At 65.4% G+C, this 23,079-nt stretch carries 16 protein-coding genes; 8 read left to right on the forward strand and 8 right to left on the reverse strand.

The window, feature by feature from the left end; genetic code table 11:
- Positions 1–52: 52 nt before the first annotated feature.
- Positions 53–2,575 carry an RNA helicase gene (locus H4V95_RS09655; protein ID WP_209730103.1) on the forward strand — a complete coding sequence of 841 codons (2,523 nt, stop codon included), beginning with the start codon at positions 53–55 and terminating at the stop codon, positions 2,573–2,575.
- Positions 2,576–2,825: 250 nt separating this feature from the next.
- On the opposite strand, the gene H4V95_RS09660 is transcribed toward H4V95_RS09655, so the two are convergent.
- Positions 2,826–4,073 (reverse strand): DUF222 domain-containing protein, encoded by a 1,248-nt coding sequence (locus tag H4V95_RS09660; RefSeq protein ID WP_312884092.1) that lies wholly within the window; start codon positions 4,071–4,073, stop codon positions 2,826–2,828.
- Between the two features lie 821 nt (positions 4,074–4,894).
- On the opposite strand from H4V95_RS09660, the gene H4V95_RS09665 reads away from it, so the two are divergent.
- Positions 4,895–5,377 carry a GNAT family N-acetyltransferase gene (locus H4V95_RS09665; RefSeq protein ID WP_209730105.1) on the forward strand — a complete coding sequence of 161 codons (483 nt, stop codon included), beginning with the start codon at positions 4,895–4,897 and terminating at the stop codon, positions 5,375–5,377.
- 53 nt (positions 5,378–5,430) lie between these two features.
- Positions 5,431–6,696, forward strand: coding sequence for an alpha/beta fold hydrolase (locus H4V95_RS09670; RefSeq protein WP_209731329.1), 1,266 nt, complete (start codon positions 5,431–5,433; stop codon positions 6,694–6,696).
- Positions 6,697–6,915: 219 nt separating this feature from the next.
- Here the strand turns inward: H4V95_RS09670 and H4V95_RS09675 are convergent, their stop codons facing one another.
- The 4 genes from H4V95_RS09675 to coaE form a co-directional block, all read right to left on the reverse strand.
- Positions 6,916–7,965 (reverse strand): TerC family protein, encoded by a 1,050-nt coding sequence (locus tag H4V95_RS09675; protein WP_196866860.1) that lies wholly within the window; start codon positions 7,963–7,965, stop codon positions 6,916–6,918.
- Between the two features lie 150 nt (positions 7,966–8,115).
- On the reverse strand, positions 8,116–10,035 hold the full coding sequence (locus H4V95_RS09680; protein WP_196866859.1) for a hypothetical protein: 1,920 nt from the start codon (positions 10,033–10,035) through the stop codon (positions 8,116–8,118).
- A 5-nt stretch (positions 10,036–10,040) separates the two neighbouring features.
- Positions 10,041–12,131 (reverse strand): excinuclease ABC subunit UvrB, encoded by a 2,091-nt coding sequence (gene uvrB / locus H4V95_RS09685; RefSeq protein ID WP_196866858.1) that lies wholly within the window; start codon positions 12,129–12,131, stop codon positions 10,041–10,043.
- A 51-nt stretch (positions 12,132–12,182) separates the two neighbouring features.
- Positions 12,183–13,400, reverse strand: coding sequence for a dephospho-CoA kinase (coaE, locus tag H4V95_RS09690; RefSeq protein ID WP_209730107.1), 1,218 nt, complete (start codon positions 13,398–13,400; stop codon positions 12,183–12,185).
- Between the two features lie 56 nt (positions 13,401–13,456).
- On the opposite strand from coaE, the gene H4V95_RS09695 reads away from it, so the two are divergent.
- From H4V95_RS09695 to H4V95_RS09710, 4 genes are all read left to right on the forward strand, one after another.
- Positions 13,457–14,128, forward strand: a complete 672-nt coding sequence (locus H4V95_RS09695; protein WP_395939832.1) for an IMPACT family protein — start codon at positions 13,457–13,459, stop codon at positions 14,126–14,128.
- The gene (locus tag H4V95_RS09700; protein ID WP_209730111.1) at positions 14,121–15,248 is read left to right on the forward strand and encodes a methyltransferase; all 1,128 of its coding nucleotides are present in this window, start codon (positions 14,121–14,123) and stop codon (positions 15,246–15,248) included. The genes H4V95_RS09695 and H4V95_RS09700 overlap by 8 nt, the downstream gene beginning before the upstream one ends.
- 220 nt (positions 15,249–15,468) lie before the next feature.
- Entirely contained in the window at positions 15,469–15,747 is a 279-nt protein-coding gene (locus H4V95_RS09705) for an APC family permease (protein WP_209730113.1), read from the forward strand.
- Positions 15,748–15,750: 3 nt separating this feature from the next.
- The gene (locus tag H4V95_RS09710; protein WP_209730115.1) at positions 15,751–16,518 is read left to right on the forward strand and encodes a hypothetical protein; all 768 of its coding nucleotides are present in this window, start codon (positions 15,751–15,753) and stop codon (positions 16,516–16,518) included.
- 142 nt (positions 16,519–16,660) lie between these two features.
- Here H4V95_RS09710 and rpsA read toward each other — a convergent pair whose 3' ends face one another.
- The 3 genes from rpsA to polA form a co-directional block, all read right to left on the reverse strand.
- Entirely contained in the window at positions 16,661–18,163 is a 1,503-nt protein-coding gene (rpsA, locus tag H4V95_RS09715; RefSeq protein WP_196866852.1) for a 30S ribosomal protein S1, read from the reverse strand.
- 264 nt (positions 18,164–18,427) lie between these two features.
- Positions 18,428–19,753 carry a GNAT family N-acetyltransferase gene (locus H4V95_RS09720; protein WP_209730117.1) on the reverse strand — a complete coding sequence of 442 codons (1,326 nt, stop codon included), beginning with the start codon at positions 19,751–19,753 and terminating at the stop codon, positions 18,428–18,430.
- 47 nt (positions 19,754–19,800) lie between these two features.
- Positions 19,801–22,434 carry a DNA polymerase I gene (polA, locus tag H4V95_RS09725; RefSeq protein ID WP_245346072.1) on the reverse strand — a complete coding sequence of 878 codons (2,634 nt, stop codon included), beginning with the start codon at positions 22,432–22,434 and terminating at the stop codon, positions 19,801–19,803.
- Between the two features lie 142 nt (positions 22,435–22,576).
- Here polA and H4V95_RS09730 point away from each other — a divergent pair, with 142 nt between their 5' ends.
- On the forward strand, positions 22,577–23,065 hold the full coding sequence (locus H4V95_RS09730) for a PaaI family thioesterase (RefSeq protein WP_209730121.1): 489 nt from the start codon (positions 22,577–22,579) through the stop codon (positions 23,063–23,065).
- Positions 23,066–23,079: the final 14 nt, after the last annotated feature.

Consider the following 23,079-nt stretch of genomic DNA (forward strand, 5'->3'; position numbering starts at 1 on the left):
CACGAGCCAGCCAGTGCCCCCGGTAGGGCGGCAACGGATAGGCTGGAGTCCTATGAGAATCCAGGAACACCTCCCCGCAGGCACGGACCAGGCCGACGATGTCTACAGCGCGTTCCTCGCGTGGACAACCAGCGAGGGAATGAACCTGTACCCGGCGCAGGACGAGGCGGTGCTTGAGCTGGTCTCGGGCAACAACGTGATCCTCGCGACGCCCACCGGCTCCGGGAAGTCGCTGGTCGCTGTGGCCGCCCACTTCGACGCCATCGCCCGCGGCAAGCGTAGTTACTACACGGCGCCGATCAAGGCGCTCGTGTCCGAGAAGTTCTTCGCCCTCTGCGAGACGTTCGGCGCCGAGAACGTCGGCATGATCACCGGCGACTCGGGAGTGAACCAGGACGCCCCCATCATCTGCTGCACGGCCGAGATCCTGGCGAATATTGCCCTCCGTGAGGGTGCACAGGCCGACGTCGGCACAGTCATCATGGACGAGTTCCACTTCTACTCCGACCCGCAGCGCGGCTGGGCCTGGCAGGTCCCGCTGCTGGAGCTGCCGCAGGCCCAGTTCCTGCTGATGTCGGCGACACTCGGTGACATGACCCGCTTCGAGGAGGCGCTGACGGAGCTCACCGGCCGCGCCAGCACCACCATCAGTAGCGCCGAACGCCCCATTCCCCTGCACTTCTACTACGTCGAGACGACCGTCCAGGAGTCCTTGGAGGAGCTACTCAGTACCCGGCAGGCGCCGGTGTACGTGGTGCATTTCAGCCAGGCGGAGGCCATCGAGCGGGCGCAGAACCTGATGAGCGTCAACGTCTGCTCCCGGGAGGAGAAGGACAGGATCGCCGATCTGATCGCCACGTTCCGGTTCTCCTCCGGCTTCGGAAAGACGCTGAACCGGCTCGTCCGGCACGGTATCGGCGTCCACCACGCCGGCATGCTTCCCAAGTACCGCCGGTTGGTCGAGCAGCTGGCGCAGGCCGGGCTGCTGAAGGTCATCTGCGGAACCGACACGCTGGGCGTGGGCATCAACGTCCCCATCCGCACCGTCCTGTTGACAGCGCTCAGCAAGTACGACGGCGTCCGCACCCGTTTGCTCAACGCCCGCGAGTTCCATCAGATCGCCGGCCGTGCCGGGCGGGCCGGGTATGACACGGCGGGAACCGTCGTCGTGCAGGCCCCCGACCACGTCGTTGAGAACACGCGGGCCATGGCCAAGGCCGTCGGCAAGTTTGGTGACGACCAGAAGAAGCTCCGCCAGGTGGTCCGGAAGAAGCCGCCCACCGGTTTCGTCTCGTGGGGCAAGCCCACCTACGAGCGGTTGGCCGCTGGCACGCCCGAACCGCTCACGTCGAGCTTCGCCGTCAGCCATTCGATGCTCCTGAACCTGCTGGAACGTCCCGGCAACCCGTTCTCGGCGGCGCAGCGGTTGCTCAATGAAAACCATGAGACCCGCGCATCCCAGCTGCAGCTGACCCGCAAAGCCATCGGTATTTACCGGTCGCTGGTCACTGCCGGCATTGTTGAGCGGCTTCCCGAGCCCGATGCCGACGGACGCTCGATCCGTCTCAAGGTGCACCTACAGGCCAACTTCGCACTGAACCAGCCGCTGTCCCCGTTTGCGCTGGCCAGCCTGGAGCTGCTCGACCCCGAGAGTCCCACCTACGCGCTGGATGTGGTCTCGGTGATCGAGGCGACGCTGGAGAAGCCACGCCAGGTCCTCAACGCCCAGGAGAAGAAGGCCCGCGGCGAGGCGATCGGCGCCATGAAGGCCGACGGCATCGAGTATGACCAGCGGATGGCGCTCCTCGAGGAAGTCACCTACCCGCAGCCGATGGCGGAGCTGCTGTTCCAGGCGTTCGACGTCTACCGCAGCGGCGCTCCCTGGCTGGGCGACTTTGAGCTGACCCCGAAGTCGGTGGTCCGGGACATGTACGAGCGGGCTATGAACTTCGGCGAGTACATTGCCTTCTACTCACTGACCCGGTCCGAGGGCATCCTCCTGCGTTACCTCGCCGACTGCTACAAGGCACTGCGCCAAACTGTTCCCACCGAGGCCCTCCGGGAAGACCTCACCGACATCATCGAGTGGCTTGGCGAACTGATCCGCCAGGTCGACTCCAGCCTGCTCGAGGAGTGGGAGCTCTTGGCCGCCGGCGGACGACCCGACGGCGACACCACCGTTGATCTGCCGCCGGAACCCGACTCCGTAACCTCCAACGAGCGTGCCTTCCGGGTGATGGTCCGCAACGAGATGTTCCACCGGGTCAAGCTCTTTGCCGACGAGGACGACGTGGCGCTGGGTGCCCTCGACGGTGCCTCCGGGTGGGACACCGATCGGTGGACTGAAGCCCTCGATGGCTACTTCGGCGACTACGAAGATATCGACGACGGCCCCGAGGCCCGCGGTCCAGCCCTGCTGATCATCGAGAAGGTGCCCGGCAGCTGGAAGGTCCGCCAGATCTTCAAGGACCCGTTCGGCAACCACGACTGGGGCATCAATGCCGTCATCGATCTGGCGGCCTCCGACGAGGCCGGCGTCCCCGTGGTCACGGTGACCGGAGTCGGGGCGCCCTAGCTGGACTGGGTTTCCTAGCTGGCCTGGACCGCACTGGCCTGGGGCTCGCTGGTCTGGAACTCCTAGCGGGTCCAGGGTGTCCGCGGTTGGGACACAGAGGCGGGTTCGCTCCAGCCACAGGCCTTCCGGCCCGACCTTCTCAGCCCTTCCGGCCAGACTTCCTATGCATGATCTGAACCTATGCATGATCTGAACAGAGCCATACACGAGCAGGGCCACAGAGCGCTACACGATGGAGAGGCGAATCTGGTTAGAAGGGTGGCGGGTCGTCCTGTGGTGCCGGTGGTGGGTCTGGTCGGGTGAGGTAGGTTTCGCCCATGGGTGAGATGGCGATGATCATTCCTGGCTCAGGTTGTCGGTAGTGCCAGTAGCCCTCGGATTTGAGCTTGTGGTGGCGTTTACACAACGCTGCCAGGTTGCCGTAGCTGGTTTTCCCGCCTTGTGACCAAGGCTTTGTGTGGTCGAGTTCGCAGAACACCGCCAACCGGTTACACCCGGGGTGCCGGCAGGTCCGGTCCCGCACTCTGACTGCGTCCTTGAGGTCTTGGGGGACCCGGTAGGTGGTGGCGTCGGCACCGAGTCTGGCACCGGTGAAGGGGTGGGTGAGGATCCTCGTGAAAGATGGTGCGTGCCCGGCGAGTTTCCTGGCAGTGTCGGGGTCGATCGGCCCGTACCCTTCGAGTTCACCGGGGGTGTCCCCGCCGAGGAGGGTCATCACGGGGACGGTGACGAATACCTTCGCCTGCACACCCCAGTAAGCACCTGCACCACCACGGCCGGCCAACCCACCCGCTGCATCGGCACCGTCGGTGGCGCCTGCGCTGGTCAGGACATCGGTGAGGACGTCGGCGCGTAACTGGGTGAGGGTCCGGGGTTCGTCGGGGCCTTGGAATGCGCGGGCGGCGGTGTCTACGCGGTGGAAGATCCCGGCAGCCTGATCAACCGGGAGATAGGCTTCGAGCCACGCCATCCCGTCATAGGAAGGGGTCAAGTACACCCCGCGCTCCTTCACGGCTCTCTTGTGCCTGGTAGTGATCGTTTCGGGGTGGAGTTTTTCCCGGAGCCGGTTCGCCTGCTGCCGAAACTTCACCACGGTCGTCAGGGACGCCATTTCGATCAGCCGGTCCTCGAAGGCGGCGGTGACCGCCGGGTCGGTGTCGGGGATGCTGGTGGCTTCCTCCACCACGGCCCAGGCGTGCCGCCGGCTGAGTTTCCCGGCCTCCAATGCCTCCAGGGTGGCCGGGTAGTACCGGGTCAACAGGGTGCTGTGCTCGACCAGGAACCCCGCCGTCCGGTCCGGCAGGTGCAACGCCGCCCCAACCTCACTAGCGGTAAGGGTTGTTTCGTAACCCCAACCTCGGGGGTCGTGGCGGGTTTGTTCGGTTTGCAGGTTCAGGACCCGGGTAACAATCTTGGCTTCCTGGGCGTCGAGCCAGGACCGTGCTTCGTCGATGTCTTTCAACGTGTCCAACGCCTGACAGGCATCCAAACCACCCACCGCCGCCAGTTGAAGCTGCCCAGTCAGTGCGGGAGGTGCACTGCTGGAGCGGACCCGTTCATCCGGGTCGCCTCCCAGGTGAAAGGAACCCCACGATTCAGAGAACAACCACGCCGAATCAGACTCTGTAGATTCAGACTCTGTTGAATCTGACTCCGTTGATTCTGGCCCTGTTGAATCGGACTCGGCAGTCTCCCCTTGGTTCGGATCAGCGTCGTCCTCAGCGGGGTCCGTGGCGGCGGTGGGCCTGGGCTGCTCAACTACCGGGGCCGTCCACACCGACTCGACACCCAACGGACCAGCCGGCCCATACCCCGAGGAAGACCCGGTGGAAGACCCAGTGGACGTCTCCCCGGACGTATCCCCGGACGTCTCCCCAGCTGTCTCCGTGGAAGTATCCGGAGTCCCGCTATCGGAAGCAGAATCCGCGCCAGAATCGGGGGATGATCCCGGTCCGGGAGAAGAAGCTTCACTGCTTTCCATACCTCAATTCCATCACCCGGCACTGACAAAATAAGGGGCGATCGAGGGGTGCCCAAGAAACTTTTGGATCTTTTTTCTGGGCAGGTGATTCTGCTCTGGCATCGCTTTGGCAGCCTTCAAACGGCCCTCGCGCACGGCTCAAACTGCCCTGATGTCGGGCCTCCGAAACAACCCGTCAAGCACCCCCTTAAGCGACCCGTCAAGCAACCCGTCGACGTAACCATCATCGCTCCCGTTGAACGACAGGTTCAGGCGAGGTGCAGGTTCGAGCCTCTCCAGAATTCCCGCACGCTGCCCCTGGGCTACCGGCCGCCAGCGGAATCGCTAGGGTTGAAGACATGACTATCCGAGACGCCCGCCCGGAGGATGTACCCACTATCCTCCAGCTCATCCATGACCTGGCCATCTACGAGAAGGAACCCGACGCCGTCAGGAACACACCCGAGCATCTCAACCAGGCCCTCTTCGGCGACTCACCGGCAGTGTTCGCCCACGTCGCCGAATCAGATGGTGCCATTCAGGGTTTTGCGCTCTGGTTCCTGAACTACTCCACCTGGGAGGGCGTCAACGGGATCTACCTTGAGGACTTGTATGTCCGGCCCGAAGCCCGGGGCGAAGGCCACGGCAAGGCACTCCTGCAGAACCTGGCACGCATCGCCGCCGAGCGCGGTTACGCCCGGGTCGAATGGTCGGTCCTCAACTGGAACGAACCGTCCATCAGCTTCTACGACAGCCTCGGCGCCTTCCCCCAGGACGAGTGGACTACCTACCGCCTCACCGGCCCCGCCCTCACAGCCGTCGCCAGCGGTTCCACCACGTGAGTGCTCAGCCAGAGGCCGACGTTGTCCCCCATCAGCCCGGTACCACCCACCTGATGCACGGTGCCCGCACCACCGGTCACCACTTCACCGTCCCGTTGGACCACAGCGAGCCCGACGGCGAAACCATCACCGTCTTCGCCCGCGAGTACAGCTCCCTGGATCACGACGACGTTGCCGGGCTGCCCTGGCTGCTGTTCCTGCAGGGCGGCCCCGGCGGCCGCGGCGCCAGGGTGACCCAGCTGGGTGGCTGGATGAAAGCAGCGGCCAAACACTTCAGGATTTTGATGCTTGATCAGCGGGGCACCGGCCGGTCCACTCCGGCGGATGCCAGGACGCTGCCGACCCGCGGCGACGCCGCAGCCCAGGCCGAGTACCTCACGCACTTCCGGGCCGACTCGATTGTTGCGGATGCTGAACTGATCCGCCGTCAGCTGGTCGGAGCGCCCTGGACGGTCTTCGGTCAAAGCTTCGGAGGTTTCTGCGCCCTGACGTACCTCTCTTTCGCCCCGGAGGGCATGGACCGGGCCCTGATCACTGGTGGGCTCGCACCGCTCGAAGGGTCACCCGACCGGGTCTATGCAGCCACCTACCGGCTCGTCGAGGCACGGAACAGGGAGTATTTTGCCAGGTACCCCGGGGATCGGAACATCCTCACCCGGATCGCCCGGCACGTCGCCGCCGTCGACGAGCGGCTCCCGACCGGTGAACGGCTCACTGTCGAACGCCTCCAGATGATCGGCTCGTTCCTGGGCGGCAATACCCGCGTCGACGCGCTCCACTATCTCCTGGCGGACGCCTTCGTCGCGGCCCCTGAGGGCGATCGACTCTCCGACGTGTTCCTCGACGCGGTGTGGGCGCAGGTCAGCCGGTCCTCCAACCCGCTGTACGCACTGTTACACGAGTCGATCTACTGTCAGGGTGCGGCCTCCGCCTGGTCCGCGGACCGGGTCCTGGCCGCCTATCCCCAGTTCCTTCCCACCGCTGACGAGCTCCTCCTGACCGGTGAGATGGTCTACCCCTGGTACTTCCAACAGGACCCCGCGTTGGCCCCGTTGCGGGAAACCGCCGACCTCCTAGCCGCCAGGACCGACTGGGGCCCCCTGTACGACGTCGACCAGCTGGCACGGAACACCGTTCCTGCCGCCGCCGCCGTGTATCAGGAGGACATCTACGTGGACCACGGTCTGTCGATGGAGACAGCACGGGCTGTCAACGGTTTGCGGGCATGGGAAACAGCCGACTTCCACCACGACGGAATCTCCGACGACGGCGAAGCGATCTTCAACCGGCTACTGGGTATGACCGGATGGCCCGCCTGACCGGGTGGCGTGCCTGGCCGGATGGGTCAGTGACCGGATCGCTCGCCTGACCGGATGTGTCAGTGAACGGGCGTGCCTAGCCGGATCAGTCAGTGAACGGACCGATGCCGGACCCGGCCTAAAAGTAGCTGCCCCGATACGCAGCCGGCCCGCCAGTCCCGGAATTGCGGTGCTGGCGGGCCGGGGCGGCGCGCTGATCGTTTGGTAGAGCCGAGGAGGCTAGCTGTCGACGTCGGCCGCGCGGGCCTTGCGGGCATCCTCTTCCAGCTGGGCGTCGATGGCAGCCTGCTCGGCCTTCGGGCTGAGCAGGCTCAGGACGACGGCGATCACGATGGTCCCGAGGATGATGCCCAACGACACAAACGTCGGGATGATCGGTGCCCACTCGATGTGCTGCCCGCCGTTGATGAATGGAAGCTCGTTCTCGTGCATGGCGTGGAGGATCAGCTTGATGCCGATGAACGCGAGGATCACCGAGAGTGCGTGCTTCAGGTAGATCAGGCGGGTCATCAGTCCACCGAGCAGGAAGTAGAGCTGACGCAGACCCATCAGGGCGAAGATGTTGGCCGTGAAGACGATGAACGCGCTCTCGGTCAGACCGAAGATGGCCGGGATGGAGTCAACGGCGAAGAGCAGGTCGGTGAGGCCGATCGTGACGAACACGATGAGCATCGGGGTGAAGACTTTCCGGCCGTCAACCACGGTGCGGATCTTGTTGCCGTCGTACTTGTCGGTCATCGGCAGGACATTACGGAGGTTGCCGATCAGCTTGTTCTCGCTGCCATGCTCCTCATCCTCACCACTGTCCTTGGCCTGCTGATAGGCCGTGTAAAGCAGGAAAACGCCGAAGATGTAGAAGATCCAGCTGAAGTTGCTGATCAATGCGGCGCCCAGGAGGATGAAGATACCGCGGAGGACCAGCGCAATGATGATGCCCACCATCAGTACTTCCTGCTGGTATTTCCGGGGTACCGAGAACCGGGCCATGATGATGATGAACACGAACAGGTTATCGATGCTGAGGCTGTACTCGGTGACCCAGCCGGCCACAAACTGGCCGCCGTAGTCAGGGCCGGTGAAGATAAACATCAGGACGGCGAAGACCAGGGCGAGGGACACGTAGAACGTGACCCAGAGGCCGGCTTCCTTCATGGACGGCTCGTGGGGGCGCTTGACCACCAGGAGCAGGTCGAAGAGAAGGATGAGGCCAAGCACAATGAATGTGCCGACCTCGAAAGCCAGCGGCAACTCCAGTGTGGGTTCGGGCATGAAAGACCTTTCGGAGGGTGCAGCGGTGTCCGCAAGTCTCTCCGCCGCGGCATCTGCCAGTCGGCCGCTACGCCCGGCAGGGCAACGATGCCCTGCGTGTTGACGTTCGTAGCGCTTCGGGATACTCCCCTACGTCCGCATCATCGTAGCCTAACCACCTCTCGGATCAGGAAATGACAGCCGTAACCTTTCAATTTCCTCGGTCAACTGGGCGGCCGTCCAATAGTCATCGTGCCCACGGAGTACCCCGACAGCGTCAGGGTCAGCGAGCTGCCGGTTGTCGGCGCACGGGACGGCTGTCCCAATCGGGTCGGTATCCCGCCAGAGATTCACCCAGCCCCGGCCGGCGGTGTTGCTGCTGATACGCCGAAAGAGGTCATCGTTGAAGTAGGCGGGAAAGAACGCACCGTACAGGGAGGCCAGCGGTGAGCCGGCGGTGACCAGGAGGGGACTACTGGCGTCCGATCTCGGCGTGTGGGCCAGGAGCCATGCGCAGATCACTGAACCTTGGCTATGCGCCACCAGCACCACTTGCCCGACGTCGGCCCGCCGGGTTTCGGCCCGGATACCCTCCACTACCGCATCGCGGTAGGAGACCCCGGCGAGTGGGTGGTCACGGATGGGCCAGAAGCCGGCAATGTCGGCGATTTTCCCCAGCACGTTGCGAACCGGTGCGAGCTGGCCGAGCAACAGCACCAGGATCACGGCAGCGCCCGCCAGGTGGAGCGCAAGAATGGCCAGTGCGAGCCACGGACCGCCCAACCGTCCCTCCCCGAGGGTGACCGCAGCGGCGATCCCGGCGGCGGCCAACAGTCCTGCCGCGGGCAGGATCCGGGGCACCAGCGTGGGCGCGCCCGCGGTCAGGCGGTGGAGCCACCGGGCCCGCTGCACCGGGGTCCCCCACAGTGCACGGAGGCCCAGAGTCCGGGTGAGTGAGAGGACGACGGCGGCGGCGAGGGCAACGGCCGCCACGACGATCAGCGCAAGGAAGGGGAAAAGATCGAGCCGGCTGTCCCCTGCCTCGGCGGTGCTGTCGTAGGCGAGCAGGATCGCGTGGCTCGTGTTGCGGGCAGGGGTGGGGCCGTCCGCACTGGACGCGCCGAAAAGGCCGGTGATGTACACCAGAATGTTGTCGAGCACCATGCGCAGCAGGGACGTCACACTGTGCAGCAGCAGGACCGCCGCCACCAGCAGCACCCCCGCCGCGGCCTCCGGGGCACGGCGGTCTTCCGGACGCGCCGCCCAATAGCGGACCAGCAGGAGCGTCGCGGCGAGGACAGCAACCCCAGTGCTGAGCGCCATCCAGAGGGCCATCGCGTCCAGCCGCTCCAGGGTGGGCACCTGACTGGAAGCGTTGGCAGAAATGGGGGTGGCGACGGAAGGCCACCCGCCGTAGGCCAGCTGCGCTGGACGGAGCCAGGCGACGGCCAATCCTGCGCCCATGATCAGCCCGAGGTGGGTGAAGACACCCCGGGCGTCGGGGAGACTCTGCTCTCCCTGCTGGCGCCCCTCGGTGTGGCTCCCTCCCTGACGCCTCCCCTCGCTGTGGCTCCCTGCCTGCTGGCGCCCCTCGGCCTGGCGGCTGATGACCGCCCGCCACCGGTAAAGCAGCCAACCGGCGAGGCCGACTGCGGCGACGATCGCCGTCGTCCTTCCCGCGGCCGATCCGCTGACTTCCGGCGGAAGGTGGCGCAGCACGGTTTCGCCAAGCACCACCAGCCAGGCCAACTGGCTGACGGTGAGGACAAGTCCCACCAGGCCGACGCACATCCGTAACAGAGGGCCGCCCACCCCAGCTGGACCGACGGTGTGCATGCGCCCCGCCACATTGGCCAGGGTGAAGGGGAACGCCAGGTACCAGAGGAACCCGGTGTTCCGGCGGTTCGACCGCGACCAGTTGATGATCCTCAGCCGGTGCTGTGGGACCGCCGGTGCGTCGGCCGTTTCCACCCAGGAGTTGAACTGGCGGACGCGGGGCCGTCCCAGCGCGCTCAGGTAGTCATGGTCTCCTACCCCGTGCACCCGGATCTCGGTGAAGGGTCCGGTGGTGGGCGGGCGGCGACCTGTCATGGAGTTTAGGCGTGCCCGGCCGTCTGCATCTGCCGTAGTTCCTTCTTGAGGTCACCCACCTCGTCGCGCAACCGGGCGGCCAGCTCGAAGTGCAGGTCGGCTGCCGCGGAGTGCATCTGGTCGGTGAGCTGGCTGATCAGGTCAGTCAGGTCCTCCGCGGGCACAGCTGCAAGCCCGTCGTGACGGACCGGAGTCCCACCCTTGGCAGTCTTACCACCCTTGCGTTTCCTGCCTGTTTCTTCAAGCAGCGCCCGGGTATCGGCGTCCTCCTGGGCAATCGAATCGGTGATGTCGGCAATGCGCTTCCGCAGCGGCTGCGGGTCCACCCCGTGCTTGAGGTTGTAGGCCACCTGGATTTCGCGGCGCCGGTTCGTTTCGTCAATCGCCTTGGCCATCGAATCGGTGATCCGGTCGGCGTACATGTGCACTTCGCCGGAAACGTTTCGGGCGGCACGCCCGATCGTCTGGATGAGGGACGTGGCGCTGCGCAGGAACCCCTCCTTGTCGGCGTCAAGAATGCTGACCAGTGAGACCTCGGGGAGGTCGAGGCCCTCACGGAGCAGGTTGATGCCCACCAGGACGTCGAAGGTGCCGAGCCGCAGCTCGCGCAGCAGCTCGACCCGGCGCAGGGTGTCGACGTCGGAGTGCAGGTACTCCACCTTCACCCCGTGTTCCAGCAGGTAGCCGGTGAGATCCTCGGCCATCCGCTTGGTGAGCGTGGTGACCAGGACGCGTTCGTTGCGTTCCACCCGGGTGCGGATCTCGCCCAGCAGGTCGTCGATCTGGCCCTTGCTCGGCTTGACCACGACCTCCGGGTCGATCAGCCCGGTCGGACGGATGATCTGCTGCACATAACCGTCGGACTTGCCCAGCTCGTACTTGCCCGGCGTCGCCGACAGGTACACCGTCTGGCCGATCCTTTCGAGGAATTCGTCCCACTTCAGGGGCCGGTTGTCCATGGCGGAGGGCAACCGGAACCCGTGGTCCACGAGGGTGCGCTTTCGGGACATGTCCCCCTCATACATGGCGCCGATCTGCGGGATGGTCACGTGGGATTCATCCACGACCAGCAGGAAATCGTCGGGGAAGTAGTCGAGGAGGCAGTGCGACGCCGAGCCCGGCCCGCGCCCGTCAATGTGCCGCGAATAGTTCTCGATACCGTTGCAGAACCCCATCTGCTGCATCATTTCCAGGTCATAGGTGGTGCGCATCCGGAGGCGCTGCGCCTCGACCAGCTTGTTCTGTGACTCCAGCTCATCAAGCCGGACCTGCAGCTCGTCCTCGATCTGCTTGACCGCGCGGTTCATCCGTTCCGGACCCGCAACATAGTGCGATGCCGGGAACACGTACATCTCGGTCTCTTCCCGGACAATCTCACCGGTCAGGGGGTGCAGGGTGTAGATCTTTTCGACCTCGTCGCCGAAGAACTCGATGCGGAGCGCCAACTCCTCATACATCGGGATGATCTCGACGGTGTCGCCGCGCACCCTGAACGTGCCGCGGTGGAAGTCGATGTCGTTGCGGGTGTACTGCATTGACACGAACTTTCGCAGCAGGTCATCCCGGTTCATCTGCTGGCCGGTCTCCAGCGTGACCATTCCGGCGACGTACTCCTCGGGGGTGCCCAGTCCGTAGATGCAGGACACCGTGGCGACGACGATGACGTCCCGGCGGGTCAGCAGGGCGTTCGTGGCCGAGTGGCGGAGCCGCTCCACCTCCTCGTTGACCGACGAGTCCTTCTCAATGAAGGTGTCGGTCTGCGGTACGTAGGCTTCAGGCTGGTAGTAGTCGTAGTAGGAGACGAAGTACTCGACGGCATTGTTCGGCAGCAGTTCACGGAATTCGTTGGCCAGCTGTGCGGCGAGGGTCTTGTTCTGCACCATCACCAGGGTGGGGCGTTGGACCTGCTCGATCAGCCACGCCGTCGTCGCACTCTTGCCGGTGCCGGTGGCACCCAGGAGCACCACGTCCTTTTCGCCACCCTTGATCCGCTCGCTCAGCTCGGCGATCGCGGCCGGCTGGTCGCCAGCCGGATTGAAATCACTGATCACTTCGAACGGGGCGACCACCCGGTTAATTTGCTGCGCAAGGCTCATATAAATACGTTAGACCCTCCCCCGGACAATTACTGTCCTCATGCCCGTGACTTAGCCGACGGCGGAAGGCGGTCCCGGCCGCCAGCCGGTGTCGGCGATCCACCGGGTCAGCAGGGGGTCGGCAACCTGGGTGAACCAGGCTTCTTTGCACTGCGCGTAGCCATCCGTTCCCTGGTCGCCAGCGTGGTCGGCCGCACAGCGTTCCTTCTCCGCCAGATACCGGGCTGCGGCGTCCGGATCGGACCGCAGCCAGTCCCGGAAGGACAGCGCGTAACACCACCCCGGGGAGCCCTGGACCCTGACGTGCACATTCGCCGGGCGTCCGGGGTCGGCGTTGGCGTGCAGTCGCTTCGCCCACCGGTCCGGCTCGGGTGCGGCTGGTTTCGGCTCATCCTGCACAATGCCCTCGACGAGGGGGAAACCCGCCGCAGTGAGTCTGTCTGCAATCCTGTCGGCGTCCGCCAGGCTCGCCACGGTGACCTGCAGATCGATGACGTCCTTGGCCGGCAGGCCGGGAATCGCTGTCGAGCCGATATGGTCCACTCCCAGCACCAGGGGATCCGCCAGGCGCAGCCGGCCCGCGATCCGCTCCGCCTGCACCGGCCAGTCATCACGGTATTTCTTGAGCTGCGGCCCGCCGGTCCGTCCCGCACGCACACCCCTGACCAGGTTGGTGTTGAACGGGACCACCCGGTCCCGCCACAACCGGTCCACCGCGGCCAGCAGTTCTTCGGTGGTTCCCTCATTGGGGATGACGACGTCGGCCGCGGTGGCGCGCTCGGCCCGCGTCGCCTGCGCCGCGATCCGGGCCCGTGCGTCGGCGTCGCTCATCCCGCGGTCGGTGGTCAGCCGTCCCAACCGCACCTCGTCGGACGCATCGACCACTACCACCAGATGGAACTGGTGCTGCTGGCCGGTCTCCACGAGCAGGGGAATGTCCTGCACGACGACGGCGTCCGGCGGAGCGGCGGCGGTCAGCTCACGCGCCCGGTCGCGGACCAGCGGATGGATGATGGAGTTCAGGGTCATCCGGCGCGACGGGTTCCCGAAGATGGCTTTCGCCAGGGCGGGCCGGTTCAGGCCGCCGTCGGGCAGGAGCATCTCCGCGCCGAACTCCGCGACGACGGCCGCCAGCCCGGCCGATCCCGGCTCGACGGCCTCCCGGGCCAGGACATCCGCGTCGACCAGCACCGCCCCGAGCTCTTCCAGACGTTGAGCGACGAGTGATTTCCCGGCGGCGATCCCGCCGGTGAGGCCGATTCTGAGCATGTCCCCCACCCTAGTACGCGGATCACTCGCAGTGCCCGCCCCGTATGCTTGATCCGGTGAGCGACAGTGGAATAACCGGATATACGACGGTCCGGGGCGAACACCGCCACGAGACCGAGGTTCGCCGGTCCCGTTTTGTCGCGGTCGTCCGGCGCGCCGACACCGAGGATGGCGCGCGGCAACTCGTCACCGACCTGCGGCGGGAATTCCACGATGCACGCCACCACTTCAGCGCGTTTGTCCTCGGCCCGGACCGGTCAATTCAGCGGGCCAACGACGACGGCGAGCCGTCCGGGACCGCTGGGGCACCCATGCTGGACGCCATCCTGAAACGCGTTACCACCGGGGGCGCCACCGATCTGAGCGACCTCGCCGTGGTGGTGGTGAGATACTTCGGCGGTGTGCTGTTGGGTGCCGGCGGCCTGGTCCGCGCCTACTCGGACGCCGTTTCCCAGGCACTGGACGCTGCACCAACCGTTCAGCGCCGACTACTCCAGCAGCTGACGGTCCCGGTGGCCCACGCCGACGCCGGTCGGGTCGAAAATGATCTGCGAGCCGCTGGCACCGGGATACTGGGAACCGACTATCTCGCCGACCGTGCGCTGATCCAGGTGGCCGTGCCAGCCGGGGAAGCCTCGGTGAGTGACTTCACCGCCCGGCTCGCCTCCCTGACCGCCGGGCAATCCGGCGCCGAACTCCAAGACCTGAAATGGGTGGACTGTGACTGACTTTTCCTTCGACAACCTTCGGCGGGCTCCCGATGTTGAGGCCCCCAACCTCTTCGCGTTCGACGCCACCGACCGTCTGCTCCTGGACACCGCCGGCAGTGCTATCAGCGAGGATCCGGCGGCCGTCGTCGTGATCGGTGATCACTATGGCGCGCTGACACTCGGTACTGCTGCGCTGCACGGTGCGACGGGGATCCGCACCCACCAGGATCCGCTGTCCGGGGAGCTCGCGCTGACCCGCAATGCAACAGCGACACGTTTGCCCGACAGGTACACCCACCACCCGCTGGACGGCGCGCTGCTGACCGATGCCCGCATTGTCCTGCTGCAACTTCCCCGGTCGCTGGCCGCGCTCGATGAAATCGCCTGGACGATCGCCCGCCATGCCGCGCCCAATGTCCGCGTGTTCGCGGGCGGCCGGGTGAAACACATGACCACGGCGATGAACGGCGTGCTCGCCCGCCATTTCGGCTCCGTAGCGGCGGGGCTGGCCCGCCAGAAGTCCCGGGTGCTGACCGCCTCCGGGCCGGTGCAATCCGCTGTCAGCGGGTTCCCCGTCGAGGAGCAGCACGACGTCGGCCTGGCTTCCCCGCTGATCCTGCGGGCGTTCGGCAGCACCTTTGGCGGGGCGAAGCTCGATGCGGGTACCCGTTACCTCCTTCCGGCCCTGTCCGCTGCGCGGTCAGTAGGGCACGCCATCGACCTGGGGTCGGGCAACGGCACGATCGCCGCCTACCTGGCGCTGACGCGGCCTACCCTGCAGGTCACCGCAACCGACCAGTCGGCGTCGGCGGTCGCATCCTCCCGGGCCACCGCTGAAGCCAACGGCGTGGGTGACCGGATCACCGTGGTGCGTGACGACGCGCTGTCCCTGGCGGCGGCGTCGTCAGCCGACCTGATCGTCCTGAACCCGCCCTTCCACCTGGAAGGCACGGTCCACTCAGGAATCGCGCTGAAGCTGTTCGCCGACGCCGGGTGGGTCCTGCGTCCGGGCGGCGAACTCTGGACGGTCTGGAACAGCCACCTGCAGTACCGGGGGCCCCTGACCCAACTGGTGGGGCCCACCCGCCAGGCCGCGCGGAACCCGAAATTCACCGTAACGGTGTCAACGCGGACCTAATCCGGTGCTGCCTTTGGCACCCGAAAGAGTCATCTAGTCAGCAGGCTTACTTTCTGCAATATACTACTGGCATGTCCACCACAGCACAGCGCCCGTCACCATCGAAACTCAAGCAGGGGATCAGCGCGTCGTCAACGCCACCGGATTCGGTATCCCGGAGTGGATCTTCGGGCTCGTCGCGCTCATCGCTGTCGCCAACCGTTTGCTGCTCACCATGATCATGGCCAGCCGGGTTACCTATGGCAGGGCAGAACAGGGGCTGCTTCCCTCCGTGCTCGGCCAGGTACTCCCGAACCGCCGGACCCCCGGGGCCGCGATTGTCGTGACGACTGCCGCCGTTTTGGTCCTCAGCAGCACCGGTGACCTCGCGTCGCTGGCCGAAACCGTCGTGGTTCTCCTCCTGGCGATAGGGCTCGCGCTCTACGCAGTGCAGCGCTTCGCCTCACGGCGAGGCTCGGATTCTCAAGGCACCGACCAGCGCCCCACGGTCGGGGGCTGACCCATGCGCCCCACTGCAGCTCTCGGCTCCGGTTTCGCCGGACTGTTCGCAGCGATTAAAAAGGTCAGACCGCACCGGCCCATCCACCCGGACGGGGTGATGCTGCACGGGACCCTCACCCGCACAGGTCCGGTGATCCCGAGCGGCATCTCCTGGATCGACGCTCCGGGAGAGGACAAGGTCAGGGCCCGCCTGTCCCGTTCGGTGGGACTCCCCCGCTGGAGTCCCGACATCCTGGGCCTGGCCGTCCGTGTCCCCAGCGGGGCCAACCACTTCGATGTGCTCTTGGCATCAACCGGCGTATCGTTCCCGGGCCGGTTTGTGCTGGTCCCCCAGCAGAACATTATGGCTGCCACGTTCACCTCGCTCATGCCGTATAAAGGGGATAAGTCAGCGGTGCTTCTGGGCGCCTTCCCGCTGGACCCGGGCGGGAACCTCCCCGCTACACCCGTAGGCCTCCGCACCGGACTGGCGAAGCGACCGCTGGAGCTCGCACTGTGTTTCAGCCGGCCACTGGGTTCGTGGATCAGGTTCGGCACCCTGAGGCTGCTCCACGATCCCGAGCAGTCGAGTCTTCGTTTTGACCCGATCCGTCATCCGCTACCTGGGTCAGAAACTTACGCCTGGACCCGCGCGCTGCGGGAGCCTTCGTACGCCGAGGCACGGGCGGATCCAGACACGCAGCAGCCCCCCGTTGCCGGTGATTCAGCTTCTGGTCCCGGCCCCGATGCGGTTCCCACTGCTGGAGCACCTGGCGCTCCGTCCCAGTGATCAGGCGCGGTGAATGGGACTGTCTAGACAGTCCCATTCACCGCCCCTGGCTGGCGGGAAGCCTTGCCAGCTGCCACCCTTCCCGGCACAAAAAAGGCCCCCACCTCGCGGTGGGGGCCTTTTTTAGATGCTAACGCTGGACCTAGTTGCCGGTCAGCTTTTCGCGCAGTGCAGCAAGTGCTTCGTCTGACGCGAGGGTACCCGTGCCGACGTTGCTGTTGCTGCTGCTGTTGTTGGTGCTCTCAGCAGCGGCTGGCTCGGACGAGTAGCTGGTCGAGCTGGACTCGACAGGCTCGTTGGCCGCAGCTGCATCGTCGGATGCGTGCTGCACAACCTGCTTCTTGTGTGCTTCCCAGCGTGACTGGGCCTCAGCGTACTGAGCTTCCCAGGTAGCGCGCTGGGTGTCGTAACCCTCGAGCCATTCGTTCGACTCTGGGTCGAAGCCCTCGGGGTACTTGTAGTTGCCTTCTTCGTCGTACTCGGCAGCCATACCGTACAGAGCGGGATCGAACTCGGTGCTGTCAGCATCGACGCCCTCGTTGGCCTGCTTGAGGGAGAGCGAGATCCGGCGACGCTCGAGGTCGATGTCGATGACCTTGACGAACAGTTCGTCTCCAACCGAGACAACCTGCTCTGCCAGCTCCACGTGGCGGACAGCCAGCTCGGAGATGTGAACGAGGCCTTCGATACCGTCTTCGACACGAACAAACGCGCCGAACGGAACCAGCTTGGTGACCTTACCCGGAACAACCTGCCCAAGGGCGTGGGTGCGGGCGAAGGTCTGCCATGGATCTTCCTGGGTGGCCTTGAGCGAGAGTGAAACACGCTCGCGGTCCAGGTCAACCTCAAGCACCTCAACGGTGACTTCCTGGCCAACTTCGACAACCTCGGACGGGTGGTCGATGTGCTTCCAGGACAGCTCGGAGACGTGAACGAGTCCGTCGACGCCGCCGAGGTCCACGAAGGCACCGAAGTTGACGATCGAGGAGACAACGCCGGGACGAACCTGGCCCTTTTCCAGCTTGTTGAGGAACGTGGAACGCACCTCGGACTGGGTCTGCTCAAGCCACGCACGACGGGACAGGACCACGTTGTTGCGGTTCTTGTCCAGCTCGATGATTTTCGCTTCGATCTTCTGGCCGATGTACGGAGCCAGATCGCGTACACGACGCATTTCAACCAGGGACGCAGGCAGGAAGCCGCGGAGGCCGATGTCGAGGATGAGTCCACCCTTGACAACCTCGATGACCGTACCGGTGACGACGCCGTCTTCTTCCTTGACCTTCTCGATGTCGCCCCAAGCGCGCTCGTACTGAGCGCGCTTCTTGGACAGAATCAGGCGGCCTTCTTTGTCCTCCTTGGTGAGCACCAGGGCTTCGACCTGATCGCCAACGGAGACAACGTCCCCGGGATCAACATCGTGCTTGATGGACAGCTCACGGGAAGGGATGACACCCTCGGTCTTGTAACCGATGTCGAGCAGAACTTCGTCGCGGTCAACCTTGACGACCGTTCCTTCAACGAGGTCTCCATCGTTGAAGTACTTGATGGTGGCGTCAATGGCTGCGAGGAAGTCCTCAGCGGTGCCGATGTCGTTGATCGCGACCTGCGGTGCACCTGGCTTCTCGGTGGTGGTGATGGTCATGTAGTTGGGACTCCGTTGTGGATGATTAGTTGATCCGGCGGGCGCCGCCAAGCCAACAGGAAACCCTGCTGATTCTTCTGGAACCCGTCCGGAAGTGGACTTTTGGAGAGGAAACGGCCAACCAGTAACAGTCGGATAACCCGTTTCGCAGTGCGCATTACACGCCCGTTTAGTCTAGCCGCCTGCGACAACACAGGTCAAAAGCGCCACCGCCGGCGAAAGAAGGTTTCGAAGTGGGTAATGAAGTGGGTAATACAGTGCGGGCTAGAAGTGGGTAATACAGTACGGGTCCGACGGCGTCTGGAAGATCCGGTCGAGGACGGCGATGCTGCCGTCCCCATCCGGGCCCTGCTCGGCAATGTGACCAACCGCGGCCAGAGTGTGCGCGGGGACACCCCCGAGATAGAGCGATCCGAGCGCGGCGACGTCCACGCGCAGCTGCGTCTCGGCGTCGTCGTCGAGGCGCGTCAGCGCACCCGTTCCGTCGGCGGCCGACAACCGGTACCGGCCGGTGGCGTAGCCGAGCGGATCGACAATCTCCAGGGTCACCGTGCCAGTGCCCTGGTACCCGCGCGCTCCCAGCGCCTTCACCGGGTCGAGGATCCGCAGCCAGAGCACATCCTCGTCACCGGTCAGTTTGTAGCATCGACGGTCCTCCAGCGCCCAGGGCAGCGGGTCATTGACCGGAGCCAGGTCGAAGGTGATCCGCTCGATCAGGTCGATCGATCCCAGATACCGCCACAGTTCCAGGTAGGCGGCGCCGGAGGCGGCCACCAGATCGATGATCTTCATCGTGTAGGGGTTGGTCCCCCAGCCGGAGAACTTGTAGGAGACATAGCCGTCGGGCCGGCCGTCATCGTCGTAGTGGACGGCGGTTCGCACACCCTTGTCCTCGACGGGCCGCTCCTCACCCCACCGGCCCGATGCGCGCTGCGGGTAGGAGAACTGGCGGCCGAGGGAACCAGTGGTCGCGTGGTGGAATCGGCCGAAGATCTGCTCGGACAGGGCAGCGGCGGACGCCGGCGACACCACTTCGGTGGCACCATAGGCGGGCGGCCGGAGGGCGAATCGTTCCTTCACGTCAACCTCGATGTTGCGGGTGAACGTGGCCGTGCCGAAACCGAACCGTCCGTAGATGGTCGCCTCGGACGCGGTCAGCGCCGCGACGGCGAAGCCCTTGGCCGCCGCCCCCTCGAGGTCGGCGGTCATCATCCGGCGGAGCAGGCCACGGCGGCGGTGGGTGGGCCGCACGGTGACGGCCGTGATCAGGTGCGCGTCGATCAGCTGCCCGTTCCCCACGTTCAGGGTGTTGATCATGGTTCCGTAGGTTGCCACCGGGATCCGGGGATCCCAGGCGTGGGTGCCCGCTGCGTCGTCGTAGGCGCCCCAGAGGGTGCGGCCGTCGGAGGCGAAGGCGCCGGCGTAGGTCGACAGGTCCTCCGGCTCCGTCCTTATCTCATGGAACCCGAAGCGGATCGCCTCAAACCAGTGGGCGAGGGCGCTGTCGGGCGTCGAATCGGTCTCGGCGGTCACCGTGAAGGTGTCAATGCGCAGCGGGGCGGGGGCGGCGGGGTCCTGGGAAGCAGTCACGATCCATCAGCCTAGTGCCGCAGCACCCCGCGCACCAGCACCGCGGGTCAGTGGGCAGCCTCGTGCCAGCTCGCTCCCACACCGACTGAGACGTCAAGGGGTACGGTCAGGTCAGCGGCCGAGCCCATCTGTTCCCGCACCAGCAGTTCCACAGTGTCCTTCTCGCCCGGAGCGATCTCCAGGACCAGTTCATCGTGCACCTGCAGAAGCATCCGGGAGGCCAGGCCCTGCCTGCGCAGTTCGGCGTCGACGCCGAGCATCGCCTTCTTGATGATGTCCGCTGCCGAGCCCTGGATGGGGGCGTTCAGCGCCGCCCGCTCAGCCATTTCGCGGAGCTGCCGGTTGTCGCTGGAGAGATCCGGCAGGTAACGGCGGCGGCCTTCAATCGTGGACGTGAAACCGTCGACGCGCGCCTGTTCCACCACTCCGCGTAGATAGTCGCGGACGGCGCCGAACCGATCAAAGTAGTCGCCCATCAGGGTGCGTGCCTCATCCACCGAGATGGCCAGCTGCTTGGACAGGCCAAATGAGCTGAGGCCGTAGACCAAACCGTAGGACATGGCTTTCACCTTGGACCGCATGGCGCTGGTGACGTCCTCGGGGGCGACCCCGAAAATGTGCGCGCCGACAAACCGGTGCAGGTCCTCACCTTCCCGGAACGCCTGGATCAGCCCCTCGTCGCCGGAGAGGTGAGCCATGATCCGCATCTCGATCTGCGAATAGTCGGCGGTCATCAGGCACTCGAACCCGTCGCCGACGACGAACACCTCGCGGATGCGCCGGCCCTCGTCCGACCGGACCGGGATGTTCTGCAGGTTCGGGTTCGTGGAGGACAGCCGCCCGGTCGCCGCGATGGTCTGGACGTAGGTGGTGTGGATCCGGCCGTCGTCGGCCACTGATTTCCTGAGCCCCTCCACCGTCTGGCGCAGCTTGGAGGCGTCGCGGTGCGCGAGTAGCTGTTCCAGGAACGGGTGCCCGGTCTTGACGATCAGGTCGGTCAGCGCGTCGGCATCGGTGGAGTAGCCGGTCTTGATCTTCTTCGTCTTGGGGAGTTCCAGTTCGTCGAACAGGACCGCCTGGAGCTGCTTGGGTGAGCCCAGGTTGATCTCCTTGCCGATGATCCTGAACGCCTCGGCGCTGGTGGTGCTCATGGTCGCCGAGAAGTCGTCGAACAGCTGGTCGAGCCGCTCCATGGACACTGAGACGCCGGTGAGTTCCATTTCAGCGAGCACCTGGGCCAGTGGCAGTTCAAGCCCACCCAGCAGCTGGTTGGCACCACGTTCCACCAGCTGGCCAGCGAAGTACTCACTGAGCTGCAGGGCCGCGAACGCACGGGCGATGGCCGGTGAGGCGACGTCTTCCTCCTCCAGCTGGAGCGCGAGCTGACCACCCGTGGACTCCGCCGGGGGTGCGATGGCCATCTTCAGGTGCGACTGGCTCAGGTCACCGAGGTCGTAGGCGCGGCGGTCGGGCTGGATCAGGTAGCCGGAGATGGCGGTGTCGTCCACGACCCCCGCAAGTTTCAGTCCGCGGGCGGCGAGCAGCTTGTACGCCGCCTTGAAATCGTGGGCCACCTTCGGCGCACCCGGGTCAGCCAGCCAGGCGGCAAGCGCCTGCTCCGCTTCGGCGTCGAGCGTTTCCAGATCCACGTACGCCGCCTCCGTCGAGGTCACCATCGCCAGGCCGGCGACGTCGTCGTTCCCGGTGGTCGCCTGGGTCACCAGCTGGACGGCGGCAGTGGCCTGGTTTGTGGCCTTGAACCAGGAGGTCAAGGCAACGGCATCGGCGAGGACCACGTGCTGGGGCGGGGTCATTTCGTCGTGCGACTCGGCGGCATCCTCCTCTCCGAACAGGTCGAACAAACGCTTGCGGAGGACGTTGAACTGGAGGGAGTCGAACAGTTCCTCCACGGCCGGGCGGTCGGGGGTGCGGGACACCATGGTGTCCAGTTCCACCGGCAGATCCAGGTCAAGGTGCAGCTGGTTCAGTCGGCGGTTGCGCTTGACCAGTTCCACGTTCTCTCGGAGGGAGTCCCCCACCTTCCCCTTGATCGCCGCAAGGTTCTCGAGGATGCCGTCGAGCCCACCGTAGAGTTTGATCCATTTGGCGGCAGTCTTGGGACCCACCCCGGGAACCCCGGGAAGGTTGTCGGCGGTCTCCCCCACCAGGGCGGCCAGGTCCGAGTACTGGTTGGGCGGGACGAGGTATTTTTCCTCCACCGCCTGCGCATCCATCTGCGGGATGTTGGTGACGCCCTGCTTCGGGTACAGCACCGTCACGCGGTCGTTGACCAGCTGGAAGGCGTCGCGGTCACCGCTGACCACCTGCACATCCCAGCCCTCGGCCGCGGCACGGACCGACAGGGTGGCAATGATGTCGTCGGCCTCGTAGCCTGCCATCGACAGGGTGGGAATGTGCATCGCCTGCATCACCTTGATGATCAGGTCCACCTGGCCGTGGAATTCCGTGGGCGTCTTGGCGCGGCCAGCCTTGTACTCGGTGTACTCCTCGGTCCGGAACGTCGGGGTGCTCAGGTCCAGTGCAACCGCCACATGGGTGGGCTTCTGGTCTCTGATCAGGTTGATCAGCATCGCGGTGAACCCGTAGACGGCGTTGGTGTGCTGCCCCGTGTCGGTGGAAAAGTTCTCGGCCGGCAACGCATAGAACGCCCGGTAGGCCATCGAGTGGCCGTCGATCACGAGCAAGCGTTTGCGGGATCCGTCAGCCGGCTCGGTGGCCGTGGGAGGAGCGTCCGAAAGAGTCGCAGCGGCCGGGGGAACATCGGGTTTGGTTGTTTGACTCACAGGTGCCAGCCTAGTTCCCATGACCCACAATTACACTCCGGAGCCGTCCGGACAGGAACCGACCGCAAACCCCTACGCCACCGAGCTGGCCGCCGCCGGTGTGCCGGAAGAGATGCACGAATGGCTGAGCGGCCACGGTATCGGGCGTCTCGCCGCGAAGATGGGGATCGTGTTCACGGAGATGACGCCGGAACATCTGGTGGCCACCATGCCGGTCGAGGGGAACGAACAGGTGGCCGGGATCCTTCACGGCGGGGCGCACCTGGTCCTCGCGGAGACCCTGGGCTCGTTCGCCGCCGGGCTCCATGCTGGCCGCGACCGGCAGGCGATGGGCATTGAGATCAGCGCGACGCACCACCGGTCGGCGTCGTCGGGGATGGTCACCGGCACCGCCACAGCCGTCCATCTGGGACGTACCCTGACCACCCACGAGGTGGTGATGACTGACGACGACGGCCGCCGCCTGTCCACCGCCCGGATCACCAACATCATCCGCGATAGACGCTGATTTTTTCGCGCTTC

The organism is Arthrobacter sp. CAN_C5 (assembly GCF_017875735.1).
Taxonomy (GTDB): domain Bacteria; phylum Actinomycetota; class Actinomycetes; order Actinomycetales; family Micrococcaceae; genus Arthrobacter_D.